Source organism: Sutcliffiella horikoshii (genome assembly GCF_019931755.1).
In the GTDB taxonomy this organism is placed as follows: domain Bacteria; phylum Bacillota; class Bacilli; order Bacillales; family Bacillaceae_I; genus Sutcliffiella_A; species Sutcliffiella_A horikoshii_E.
Map to the genome: position 1 here is coordinate 3,149,470 of NZ_CP082918.1, position 14,370 is coordinate 3,163,839.

Sequence of the window (14,370 nt, forward strand, 5' to 3'; positions counted from 1 at the left end):
AATAATTTTAGTGTCGAATTGTTTTCATGTCATTGGGGGGAATTTAGTTAAATGAAGAAAGGAAAAGCAAAGAATATATTTATAGTAACTAAAACCTAAACATTGAATTATCAAACTTTTCACAGATTTTCATTTTTATTCGCATCCATAGTCCCAGTACTAAATACTCATAAAAATTGGGGGATTTTAAAATAGTTTCAAAGAGTTATATTTTACAAAATTTATAACTTGGGAAAACCAAACCATTCTAAAGACCTATACCGTTATATCGCCAGCTTAAAAATCCCTGAATATCACTATAAATATAACAATTTACCTAAGCCATAAGTTTCATTATTACTGAGTGTACTCTCCCATGTTCCCCCCATACATTCTTCAAATAGTATGTGAGATTATTTACTTTATTAGGAATATTTTGTTTTCTTAATAAACTAATTGCAGAAGGAGTGTATCACTTGGACAAAAGTAAGTTATTTAAAAGTGTCACTGTAGTCGGATTGTCATTAAGTTTGCTTTTCAGTACTATATCTTATTCTCCTGAAAAGGTATCTGGGGAAACATTAGGAAAAACAACCTCTTCTAGTATGGAAATACTAAACAATCTAACAGATGCACAAAGAAAAGCCATGAAGTATTTAGAATTAAACGATAAAACTGGGCTGCAATTGCCTCCTGCAGTTAACTTGGACACCGATGAAGAGATCTCTGTCATCTTAGAATTTCATCAAAAGCCAGTTAAGGTTGCACAACTAATAGCAAGTTTGAAGGGGGAAGAAGTATCGGAATCAAAAGCCAAAAGCAATATTAACCTCGAACAGAAAAAATTCAAAGAAGAGTTAAGTGGCATTTTTAAAGACAGTGGGAAAAGTGACTCTTATTCCATTAAATATCAATACTCAGAAATATTTAACGGAATGGCGATTACATTGCCGGCAAACAAGATCAAAACAGTCCTGCAAACCGGGACCGTAAAAACGATTTGGGGAAATGAAACAATCAACATTAATCCACCAGATTTAAGCGAAGTGGCTAATCTCGGAATAACTACTCAAATGGCAGACAGCAACCCTCACCTAGGAATTGACCGACTGCATGAAGAAGGCTTGACCGGAAAAGGGATAAAAATTGGTGTAATCGATACTGGAATAGATTATAATCATCCTGACTTAAGAGATGCCTACAAAGGTGGATATGACTTTGTAGATAACGATGAAGATCCAATGGAAACAACTTATGAAAACTGGAAATCCACTTACAAACCAGAATTTTCAGGGGGGAATTCTTATTATACCAATCATGGTACGCATGTCTCTGGAATTATTGCTGGACAAGGTTCCAATAACAGTGATTATGCAACGAATGGAGTGGCTCCAGATGCAGACATTTATGCATATAGAGTACTCGGTCCATATGGTAGCGGTGCAACCGAAAATGTGTTAAAAGGAATTGATCAAGCGGTCGAAGATGGGATGGACATCATAAACCTGTCTTTAGGTGCTTCCATTAATGATCCATATTTCCCGACTAGTGTCGCCGTTAACAATGCAGTCCTTAGTGGAGTAACAGCCGTTGTAGCTGCGGGAAATACAGGGGATGCATCTTATACTCTTGGCTCGCCAGCTTCTTCAGCACTAGCATTGACGGTTGGGGCAAGTGATACTCCCTTGGAAATCCTTACATACGAAGGGAAGTTATCCTCACAACCTATTAGTCTACAATTACTAGGAAAACATTATAGTGATAAAGCAGAAGACTTTAAAGGTCAGACACTACCAATCACAGATGTGGGGTTAGGACGATCAGAGGATTATTCAGGGAAAGATGTTAAGGATAAGATTGTTCTTGTTAGACGTGGAGAGATTTCGCTAAATGACAAAATTAAACATGCACAACTAAACGAGGCTAAAGCTATCTTTATGTACAACAATGAAGAGGACGGGCATATCCCTTACTTCCTGGGTGAAAATAAAGACTTCATTCCAACATTCAGTTTGACAAAAAAAGATGGAGAAATATTACTGGAAGAAATGGAACTTTCAGAGGAATTCATTTTCGGAGAACTTGGCACCGTTCAAACGGAGGGAGATCGTTTAGCTGACTTCAGTTCACGAGGACCTTCCAAATTTAATTATGATATTAAGCCTGAAGTGATAGCGCCTGGAGTCGGTATTCAATCCACAGTCCCATCGTACATGGTAAACCCTGAGAATGTGGATAATTATGAATATGCGTATCAACGATTATCAGGCACATCCATGGCCGCTCCTCAAGTAGCTGGTATTGCCGCTCTCTTATTAGAATCCAATCAGGAATTGCAACCAGAGGACATAAAAACAATTCTAATGAACACGGCAGATCCGTTAAATGGGGATTACAGCGTATTTGAAGTTGGGGCGGGACGAGTGGACCCGTATGAAGCAGTCCATTCTACCATGCTATTCCAGGTGATCGATGAAACAACTAACATATCTGATGGAGATAGTATGATCATTGATGAAAAGACAGGCTCCATCAGCTTTGGCCTACAATACAACGACGGAAAACACATTCGCGATCATCGCACAATGGAAGTGAGTAATCATGACAAAGATAAGAAATCGTTTGTGGGAAAAGTTGAATTTACAAATCAATCGCTTGATGCAAAAAAGAATGGTGTACAAGTTCAATTTGATAAGAAAATTTCCATTAATCCTGGAAAATCGAAAAAAACCAATGCGTTTGTCCTGATTCCCAAAACAGCAGAATCAGGGTTTTATGAAGGATATATCACTTATGAGAATATAAACGACTCAAATGAAACCTTTCAAGTCCCATTCTCTATCCGTGTTGCAGAAGAAGGGTTTGACTTCTTGGCAATTGACAAACAAGTCCTAACAACCAATCCAGGAGGCTCCTATTTCGGTTCATTTCCTGTTGCGACCTTCAGTTTCCAGCTTAACTCTAACGTAGAGCAAGTGGATGTAGTTTTAGCAGATGGAAAAACAGGTGAAGATATTGGTTATGTCGGATATTTCAATGGAAGTGACTTACAAGTCGGTGTCCCTTACGGTCTATATGGATACGGAGGCAATTATTATCCATTTACAGGAGATGAGGACTATCCAGTTCATTTAAAGGAAACGTTCGCAGAACAGGGACACTATAAATTGAAATTTATTGCTACAAATGAAAAAGGCAATACTTTCACTGAAGTAGATGACATATTTGTCGATAATAATAAACCAGAATTTAATACGAGTATTGATGATCAGCTAGTTTATGAATTTTCTGAAGGACAAGAAACCTACCCAGTAAGTGGAACATTGATTGACAATGAAGTAGGAGATATTCAAGCCGCAGGTATCAATATTAGTCAGGCAGATAATTTCATTTATGAATATTTGTACACGATGTTACCTGATTATCGTATTTTCCCAGAAGAAGATGGCACTTTTGAAATGGAAGTCCCTCTTGTTAGACCAACAAATAATATAGCAAGTTTGGATGCCCTAGATGCTGCGACGAACAAAACTGTGAAAAGAACGTATCATTTTGTTCCCGAAGGTACTTCCTATATGATAGGAGTCTACAGTAAAAAGTCCGCGAAACCTGGAGACATTGTTACGTTTACGATGACTGCCAATAATGTTAGACAATTAAAAGAAGCAAAATTCACGTTATATTTTACAGATTCAATGGAAATTCTCGATATTAAGGAAAATGATGCATTATCCAATTATGATGTAGACCTACAAACTGATTTGTCTATTGGCTCCACCTCCAATGCAAAAGTGGATCTTATCCTGACTGGAGATCAAGAAATCACAGGGGAAATGCCATTGTTAGATGTTACATTTAAAGTAACCGATAAGAGATGGACGGACTTCGCAGGATTTAACTTTACAAGCAATCGATACATTGACACAAATGGAGACACCATTACAGCACAAGGATATATGGAAGGACTTAAATTGCTTAATCAAACAGGAATCATCAGTGGTGGCTTTGTTGGGCAAGGATTCTTAAAACCGGATACATCCGTTGATTTTTCCCGAGACTATACAAAAGTCGGTGCTTCCGTTGAACTAATAAGTCCGGACGGAACCAAATCTACGGCTAATGTTACTACAAGAGCAGGTTTCAGCTTCCATAACATACCGATAAATGCCGAGCCATATACGTTAAAGGTGAATATTCCCGGTCACTTCCCTTATTTTAAAGATATTATGGTGAATAAAGAGGAAGATGGAGAAATTACAGGATCTTTAACTTCCATTACTGCGTTTACGTATGCAGGTGATGTGAATCAAGACGATGTAATTGATATTTTTGATGTTCTATATCTAAAAGAAAAATGGCAGTCTGGTGATCGTTCTGCAGATATCAACTTAGATGGCATTGTGGATGAGAAGGATTGGAGTTATGTGGAAGAGAACTACCTCATGCGAAATCACACTTTAGATGAATTAAAGGATGTTGTTCTGAGCCATGAAGGCATGACCCTTGAGAAAGTGAAAAAGGAATTAGGGATTACTAATCCGTAACCCAAATCAAAAATACGCTAGGCTCTCCTAGTAAAAGATGACCTCTGTAATGAACAGGGGTCATCTTTTTTAATTTCTATTCCTATTAACCCCCCCCCACATAAGCTTCGTGGGGGGACATTAGTTAATTTAAATCAGCTAATATATCATCTAGTGTTCTTCCGGACTCAATTTCTGATGGTTCTCTGGAAGCTTCCACAGTCGGATTTTTCAGTAAATAATTCTTTTGGATGAAGCTCATATCTTTGTGATCCACTACACCATCAAAGTTGATATCTGCGTTTCTGTCATTAGATCCCCATTGCTCTTCGAGATAGACAGCATCCAAGATATCGATGACGCCATCCTTATTCACGTCTCCTGCAATTGCCCCAAGAAAATTCAAGAATTTTTTCTCTCCTAAATGCCTAGTTTCTCTACCGATGGTAAAACTCTTCTTAACAGTAAAGTGTCCTGGTATATCAAGAAGGAGGAACATTTTTTCCTGAGTGGAGGGTAATCCTAGGATGCTAAATTGAGCATCCTCTTTAATTTCAGCGGGATATTCATTACCTTCGTTATCCAATACCCGAATATTCGCCCCTAATGCAAAATAGTCGATATGTGTAGAGAGTAAATTTCCAAACCCATTCCTTTCATATACCGCTTCTCCATTAATATTCCCCTGCAATTCAGAGTAGCTTGACCAAACTTTAACTGGTGGTGAAATAGAAGAAACGGATACCTTTGAGTTATCTGCTTTTGTTAATGATACCGAGTTTGCGATAAGTGGAAAATAATCACTTACAAACGCATCATCCTTAATAGTTACATTAACGTTTAATAAGGTGGTTACGTCTTCTAGGTTAGGTTCAGTCGTCGTTAATGTGATAAAGGTGCCATTATCTGAATCAGTGGTTTCAAGGTGAACCTTTTCCTTCCATTCCTCCACTACAGAGATTTCTTTGATATCTATCACATCTTTATTGTATTGGTAGGAAAAGCTTAGGTTCTTCCACGGATCAAGATTATTTGTACGGAATGCAAAATCCATGTTATCACCTGACAAGGTTTCTTTTTGCGTCGGAATACTAGCAACGTATGGTGCTCCTTTTCTTACAAGGTGGTAGTTTTTTTGTAAAGATGCAATACCTGCTCGGTCTCTTCCTAGGATACTTAAGTTCATTACGTTTAAGTGACTCGGAAAAGAAGCATTGATAGCAAATTCACCATCATCACTTAAAGGAGTATTTTGCCAAAAACTGCTACTCTTATATCTTACCGAGTTATTTCCTTGATTTACATCAATGCCTGTTGTCTTAGCTGATTCAACTTGATTATCATGGATGCTTCCTTCCAATAGATAAGTGGTATTTTCAGGTTCCACTTCAATAATTTCTGTTTCTACATCCATTTCTAATGTTGGCATTTCTTTATCAATGATAATTGGCATATTCATCAAAAGCTCATCTCCATCATCTTTGATAAAAATAAATTTTAAATAATACGACCCTGGAGTTGCTTTAATCGTTTCATAAGTAATCGGTGAGTTAGCATCATTGGTAAAAGGGTAATATTCCCCGTTGGAGAACGCGTAAAATGAATACGGCCTTTCCACTTGTAGAAAAGCTCCATCCATGCTTCCTACAAAACCTAATTCATCCCCAGTATTTGCGTCCGTTAAATATACATCAATATTTCTCATGTGTGAATAGAGGGAAAACTTGGCATTCAGGGCAGTCGGACCACCACTATAGTTTTCTCTAATGGTTGATAAGGTGTCATTCGCCGTTAAGTACTCTATACCATCTTTCGAGAGTCTAAATGCGAAAGGAACTTGGTATCTATTTGATTCATCTTCCACATTTGTGAAGGTAATAGTACCTTCATAAACTCCTTCACCCGCCGTCTTCGGTATAGTTAAGAATATATTATTTGTTACTTGTTTATTAGCTGCAATACTAACTGATTTTTTTGTATTCACTTTTACTCCATTTTTCGCACCATCCTTTGAACCGCGAATTCCTACATGGAATTGTGAATCAATATTAAAAGTCACTTTCTTATCTAGATGATTAGTAATGGTAATACTTGCATCCTCTCGATGGTGAGAATCATTAGTAATAAGTGTTCCTAAAGCTAATGCACCCGTTACGGATGGAACCCATTTTTTCTTACCATCTACGAATGTCTCGGTTTTATCCATCACTTTAATGGTCACAGAAGCTGTTTCTGCCTTCCAAGCATTGACTCTACCAGCCCCGATATCAAAGACACTGTTCGAACCATTAATTGGCTCTGCTGAATTCATTAAAAGCGCTTTGATATCTCCAGGAGTTAGAGAAGGGTTTGCTTCTAATAACAAAGCAGCAATCCCTGCGACATAAGGGGTTGCCATTGATGTGCCAGATAATTTCGCATATGCCGAGGAATAATCTTTTTCTTTCCCACCATAGAAATGTGGTACAGTGGATAATATATTTCCGCCAGGCGCAACAATTTCTGGTTTTATATCATACGTAAGTCTGGCTGGCCCACGTGAACTGAAAGAAGACAGCGTATCATCTTGAACAACCACAGTTGGAACTAATTTAGTAAAAGTAAAAGTCATATCATCTACTGCTAGAATTTGTTTAATTTTATCTCCTTGCACCCCTCGCAAATGATAGGTAGGTACAAAGTTTTCATTTTCGCGATATACACCCCCATTAAAATTCCCGTTACCTGGCGTATAACTGAACACTACTGCTGCACCATGTTCTTTAGCAATCGCAATTTTCTCATCTGTACGAATAGAACCCGTTTTTATCAAGACTATTTTTCCATTTACATCTATATTTTCATAATCGCTTTGCATTCCATTCCCAGCATCTATTACCTCGTAGGTTTTCCCTTCTAATGACCCAGGTGAATCCTCCACTCCAGCAGTTGCATATTGAACTTCACTCGACTCTTTGCCTTCCTCATATAAGAATTCTCCTTCAAAATCTGGATATGCAACCATCGTGTCAGTAGACCCAACGGTAATATTCAAAGCAGAAGCAGCAGGAGATCCGATCGAATATAACGAAGAACCAGTATTCCCTGCAGCGGAAACGGTTGTAACGCCTGCAAGTACGGCATTATTAAGGGCCACGGAAAAGGGAGATAGTGGATCATTTATGTTATTCCCTAACGATAAATTGATAATATCCATTTCTGCTCGAACAGAATATTCAATTCCTGCTAATATGTCTTCCATTGTCCCTGTTCCATATGGCCCTAAAACACGGTAAGCATATAATTCCACTCCCGGTGCTACACCCAATACGGATAAAGGCGAATCATTTTTATTCTGACCTGCTATGATTCCGGCAACATGTGTACCATGGGAAGTATAATAGGCGTTAGAGCCGAGAGTTTCTGGAAAGCCCGATTCATGCCAATCTGAATAGGTAGCCTCCATTGGATCATCATCTTCATCAACGAAGTCATACCCGCCATGATATACATCCTGTAAATCTGGGTGATGATAATCTATACCCGTATCTAGTACAGCTACTTTAACCCCTTTGCCAGTTAGCCCTTTTTCATGTAATTTGTTTACTCCTGTCAATTCAAGTGGATGCTTCCCGTCATATGCTTGTCGTGTTACATTCTCCTTGTTTTCAGGTAAATCTAATTGAATTGTTTCGTTTTCCCAAATGTTTTTTATCACTTTCGATTTTAATAGTTTTGGAATATCAGAGGTTGGTAAATGAACGGTCACCCCATTAAACGCTTCTTTATAGCTTTTTGTAACTTCTCCGTCGATATTTAATTCTACTAGATCTTCAGCAAATATTTTGTGATCTTTCTCCACTAACTGCTGCCCTTCCTCAATGGAGGCAGTCTCCCCCTCTGCTTCTTTAATAGCTACTGCTGTTTTTGGAGTGAAATGGTTGAATTCCACAATAATGGAGATTTCTTCATCACTGGAATAATCAAGGTCACCAGGAAGGTTCACTTCTGAAGTTACCGAAGACGTTAAATCGTTAATGGCCCTTCTTTTTTCTGGTGATAGTGATGTCATCGCATCCTCTATCCCTATATTCCCCTCTGCTACAACTGTGTTAGGATTCGAAATGGCTGGTGTAATACTACTTATGAATAATGCACCAACCAACATCAATCCTACGATTTTTTTCCTTTTCAAATGCCTCTCCCCCAACTTGTTCGTACTGATTACCTCAGTCATTACTAGTAATTCGTCGAAATTTGAATGATTCCTATTGGGGGAATTTTTTAGGTGAAAAGTATGAAGAGGGGATTAATGATTATAAAAACGAGCTGAAAAGTCGCAAGTGATTTTCCCAACAAAAAAACCACACCCGAATTTCATCGTGTGTGGTTTATATTTTATTTTATTCGTACTTCCTTATTGAATATTCAGCTCGTTTAAGATCTTTTCTAACGTTTGTCCTTTATAATTTTTCTTAGGTTTTGGCGCATTTTGGATGGTCGGATTTTGCATGGAGTAGTTGTTCACAACAAATGCGATATCCTTTTCATCTACGATGCCGTCATAGTTAATATCGGCTTCGCGCTTATTAGTACCCCAATGCGTTTGGATGTACACTGCGTCCATGACATCGATGACATCATCTTTATTGACATCCCCAGCGATCGCAGTTTTGTAAGGCAGATATTTTCTTTGGCTGGTTACTTTGCCATCATCATGGAATCCAACGTTAAATGTATTGTGCACAGTAAAATGCCCAGGGACATCAAGCTCGAACTGGAATTCTTCATCTGTTAATGGTAAATGCGGAATATCATAGCCTGTTGATTGAGATGCAAATTTTCCTAGATACACCTTGTCGTCCTTACCTGTTGCCTGAACTTTGACACCGGCCTTCTTGTAATCTTTCAAGTTTGGAGTTCCACTCGGATTCATAAATGCTTCTGCAGCAACAGGACCGTAAACCATTGAATACGTTGTTTTGACAAAGATCATCGGATTTGCACTCAATGCTTCCTTCTTTTCATTATTCGTATCGGTGTAAGAGGCAGTCATATATCTGGCATAAAAAATAGGAGCTTGCGAATAGTTGTCGTCTTTCATCTTAAACTCAATATTCGCTAATGAAAGGTCACCAGACAATGCCGGCATTCCTTCCTTCGTTGTTACTGTGACGATCAGTTTGTTGTAATCCCCAAATACCTTTTGATCTTCTACTTTTATATCAACTGCATCACTAACGCTGCTGTGCGACGTTACAATCGGTTCAGTCAAGGTAGTATTATACTGAACCAACGTGTACACAGCTTCTCTTACATTCTTTACATTATCTAGAGTTAAAGTCGTTTGTACAGACTCTCCCATATTTGCAAATATTTTTTCAGCCTGCATATTTGCGTGCGGCTCTCCTTCACGGATAAAGTAGATCATTCTACTATTATTCCATGTTTGATTGGAGGCAGCATCTCTCCCGTAAAACCAAAGTTGCATAGGTCTTGTTTGATTGATAGGAATATCAACAGAGAAAGTGCCATCTTCATTAACTGGAATCTGTACCGGTCGGCCACCAAGTTGATCATGATAAAACATTTCGTTACTTCCTTGTGAAACATCAAATCCTGCGGCCTTCATATCTTCCGTTTCTTTATCGAAAATAGAACCCGTCACGTTTATCGTAGTTTCTTCAGTGGTGTATTCATATACATCCTCTTTTATATTAAGATCAAGTTCCGGTGCGATACTCTCAATATAAATGGTAGATTCTTTAGAGAAAGCTTTTCCTGAATCATTCGTCCCTACGAATTTCAATTTATAAGATCCTTGCTTAGCTAATTTCGGGTTATAAGCGATTGGCTTGTCCACATCACCAGTAAATGGATAGTAATACCCTTCAAATACATGCTTAATGCCAAGATCAACCTTCTCATTCATCAACATACCATCATATGTTCCGATAAATCCTAACTCTTCATTCGTTTTTCCATCCACTAAAAACACATCGAGTGTACGCATATGGGATGTTAAATTCAAATATACATCTGTGTACCGTCTTGCCGCATTATAATCTTTCGTAGTTGTAATTTCTTTATTAAGTATTTCTACAAACTCGATTCCTTCCTTTGTCGTGCGGATAGCAAACGGGACTTGATATGTCTCTTCCGGATTTACTTGGTTTGTATAGGTAATATAGCCTTCATACGTTCCTAGCGCTGCCGTTTTGGGAATCGTAATGAACACATTCGTTTTCTTTTTCCCATTTCCATTCACTTTTACTTTCTTATCTGTTGAAATTTGAACACCGTTAGCATCTGCGTCGTTTGATGTTCGATAATCGTTTTGGAATCGTCCTTCCAATACTTGAAACTCTATATTTACATCAAATGTTTTTGCTTGTTTACTATTGTTGTAGATAGTAAGAGAACGTTGATCTGTCAAATTGGTTCCATCCGGTGCAAAGGTTCCAAAACTGATTGCCCCCGTTTTATCTTTTACCATCTTATAATTACCTTTTTTATCTAATTGCCCTTGTGTTTCATCGCTTACTTCGATTCGGCTTTGAGAATGAATTGCTTCGTAAGGATTCACTACACCTGCTCCCACTTCATATACGCTATATTCTCCGTTTAGTGGATCTGCCGTGTTCATCAATACTTGCTTCACTTGTTCAGGAGTGAAATCTGGGTTCGCTTGTAATAATAATGCCGCTACCCCAGCCACATTCGGGCTTGCCATCGATGTTCCTGATAGTCTTTTATAGGCATATTGATAGTTTCCTATTTGGTCTTCCCCATGCATATACGAAGGTACTGTAGAGAAAACAGATACGCCTGGTGCTATTACTTCCGGCTTGATATCATATGTCGTACGAGCCGGTCCACGGGAACTAAAGGATGCAAGCTTGTTTCCTTCCGTCACTACTTCCCCTATTTCATCAAAGGAGAATTCCGAAGTGCCATTTGCTTTTTGTTTCAACATCGTTCCTTGTTCATAGGAAAGGGAAAATGTCGGGATCATTCCGTACCCTTCTCCTAGATACGAGGGAATGAATCCTTCTCCTTGAATGTTATTAGCCATTAAAACTGCTTTTGCTCCATGTTTTTGCGCTTCTTTAATCTTGGCATCCAATGTGAGGATTCCTCTATCGACTAGGACAATCTTTCCATTCACATCTTTGTTGTTAAAATCAGAAGCAGCCCCAAATCCAGCGTATATGATTGGAAGACTATGACCTTTTAGCTCTTCTACTTTATCATCTAGACTTTTTGCCAGAAGTTTAAGGTCTGCCGTTACATCTTCTAATGTACCTTTAGACGTTTCAATCGTTTCTGGTGTATCGCTTGCTCCAACTGTAATCGCTAAAGCAGCAGTACCTGGAGACCCCAGTGTGTACATACTGTCACCGCTGTTACCTGCAGAAACAACTGACGTCACTCCCGCCATCACTGCATGGTTCAATGCCATACTAGTAACATAGAGAGGGTCATTGTAGGATCGACCCAGAGAAAGGTTGATTACATCCATTCCATCTAGCACAGCCCGGTCAATTGCTGCCAGTATAGCTTCCGTTGAACCAGAACCATATTGCCCTAATACACGGTACGCATAAATATCCGCTTCCGGTGCTACACCAGTCACGGCGTAATCTGCATTATTTTTACCTTGTCCTGCAATAATACCCGCTACATGGGTTCCATGCTGCGTATAATAAGTGGAACCTGTCAAAGGATTAATTTCTGCGTATCCCGATTTTTTCCAATCATCATATGTTGTCTCCATCGGGTCATTATCGTTATCGACAAAATCATAGCCGCCTTTATAAGCATCCTTTAAATCAGGATGATTATAATCAATTCCTGTATCGATAACTCCTACCTTAATCCCTTTACCTGTTAATCCTTCGTGGTGCAATTGATCCACACCAGGGAATGTCAATCTTTTGGTTTCTGTCGTATTATCAGATGATTTTTGTTCCACAGGAGGCTCTACTTGCACTGTTTCATTACTCCAAACTGCTTTTACTACCTTGGACTGTAATAATGCCTCCACTTTATTAGAAGGTAATTCCATAGATACCCCGTTAAGAGAGTGCTTATACGATCTTTTAATTTTATAGAAATCTTTCTTCTTTTTTACATCTTCTTGATAAATGCTCTGTAAGTCTTTCTTGAACGTCTCATGAGCAGCATCGGCCTTTTGCTCTGCATCAGCTAACGACACTTTTTTCCCTTTTGCGGCCTCTTCTACAACTGCCGTTTTAGCAGGCTTGTCCTTGAATTCAACGATAACGGAAACTTTATCATCGCTCTCCAAATTCACTTCAGGCGTTAATTGCAAACCAGACTGATCGCTGATTTGTAATTTATTCAACGCTTCACGTTGGGCTGGTGTTAGATTTGTCAAAACCTGGTTAATGCTTGATGGTGTTTCAGCATGGACGTTTAATGGATTGTTAACCGGCGCAAATGCACTGAACATAAGGCCAGTTGCCAATGCCAAGGTTGTGGCCTTCTTGAAAACTTTCTTTTTCATTTTTCTTTTCCCCTCTTTCTCTCCTTTGATAGTTTCATTGTATCGACATTTTACGAGATATTATTTTTGCAAAATTCCATCAAGTCACTTTTTTTAGAGAAACGAAATATACATTCATTTGAGACATAAATAAAAACAAGGGGGTCAGAATATCAATGCTCATGACATGTGGACATCCTTGTTTATACGCAGTACAGCACTATCCACTATATTTAATTAAATTGTTTAATATACAGGAGCATCAATTGCCTCCGTTCTTCTTGGTTTTAAATAGAGTTTGTATTCAAATAAAAAAGCCGACTATCTGCACCTGCAGGTAGTCGACTTTTTAATCGTATTTAAGAGCAGTTTATTTACTCCATCTTTTTTCCAAAATAAGCAAGCGTTAACCTCTTTTAACGTTAACTATGATATAATTAAATAAACGCCCAACCCCTTATATACCAAGGGATTGAACGTTTTCCAGGCGCTATTTGATAAGCGTTAAATTGTCTTTCACGCATACTACTTACATCCATTCATCGTACATATCTTTTCGTGCTTGATGATAAAGCCGTGTATATAAATGGGTTTGATGAGGACTATTATGACCTAGCAGTGTTTGAATGGCCATAAAGGGCATCCCTCTTCTTGCTAAATGTGCCGCGAATGTATGCCGTAACGTATGTGGAGAAACATGTTTCCCCAGCTTTTTAGAATAATTATCGAATCTGGATTGAATTGTGCGAGCACACATTTCACCTGTTCTCGAATAGTTTACAAAGACAAATGGAAGCTCATCCACACGTGCATCTAAATAGGCTTTTAAATGTTCTGCAGCCTCTCTTGTAAATAAGACAATCCTTTCTTTTTTACGTTTCCCTTTAGGAATGGTAATCATGCGATCTGGCCAATAAATATCTTCCTTTTTCATTGAAACTAACTCCATTAATCGGACACCTGTTGCATAAAACATCTCCATTACTGCCCTTTCCTCTATTCGTCCCTTCACGATCGTTCGCAATTGCCCTAGTTCATTCATTTTTAAGTAACGTGGCAATGTATCATTTACTTCTGGATACGGTATGGAACTAACAGGATTCTTGGAAAGAATTCCTTCTTCCACACAGAACTTGAAAAATAACTTAATGCCGGCTAGTTTTGTTTTTAAGGTGACCGGTTTATATCCACGTGCGTCTAAAAAAGACAACCAACTCCTAATATCACTAGATGTGATTTCATGAAGTGGTTTCTTACCATATTCAATGAGTTGATTAACCGCTAGCAGATAACCATACAAAGTGGTTTCTTCCAATCGAAACCCATACTCATCTCTAAACTGCGACAAACATGTTTGGAGCGTCATCAAGGAAGCCCCTC

At 38.5% G+C, this 14,370-nt stretch carries 4 protein-coding genes; 1 reads left to right on the top strand and 3 read right to left on the bottom strand.

Annotation, left to right across the window (positions count from 1 at the left end):
• Window positions 1–455: 455 nt before the first annotated feature.
• On the top strand, window positions 456–4,523 hold the full coding sequence (locus K7887_RS16170) for a S8 family serine peptidase (RefSeq protein ID WP_223490564.1): 4,068 nt from the start codon (window positions 456–458) through the stop codon (window positions 4,521–4,523).
• Between the two features lie 124 nt (window positions 4,524–4,647).
• Here K7887_RS16170 and K7887_RS23025 read toward each other — a convergent pair whose 3' ends face one another.
• From K7887_RS23025 to K7887_RS16205, 3 genes are all read right to left on the bottom strand, one after another.
• On the bottom strand, window positions 4,648–8,676 hold the full coding sequence (locus K7887_RS23025) for a S8 family serine peptidase (protein WP_317849216.1): 4,029 nt from the start codon (window positions 8,674–8,676) through the stop codon (window positions 4,648–4,650).
• 222 nt (window positions 8,677–8,898) lie between these two features.
• The gene (locus K7887_RS23030; RefSeq protein ID WP_317849217.1) at window positions 8,899–13,011 is read right to left on the bottom strand and encodes a S8 family serine peptidase; all 4,113 of its coding nucleotides are present in this window, start codon (window positions 13,009–13,011) and stop codon (window positions 8,899–8,901) included.
• A 508-nt stretch (window positions 13,012–13,519) separates the two neighbouring features.
• Window positions 13,520–14,356 carry a tyrosine-type recombinase/integrase gene (locus tag K7887_RS16205; protein WP_223490565.1) on the bottom strand — a complete coding sequence of 279 codons (837 nt, stop codon included), beginning with the start codon at window positions 14,354–14,356 and terminating at the stop codon, window positions 13,520–13,522.
• Window positions 14,357–14,370 lie beyond the last annotated feature (14 nt).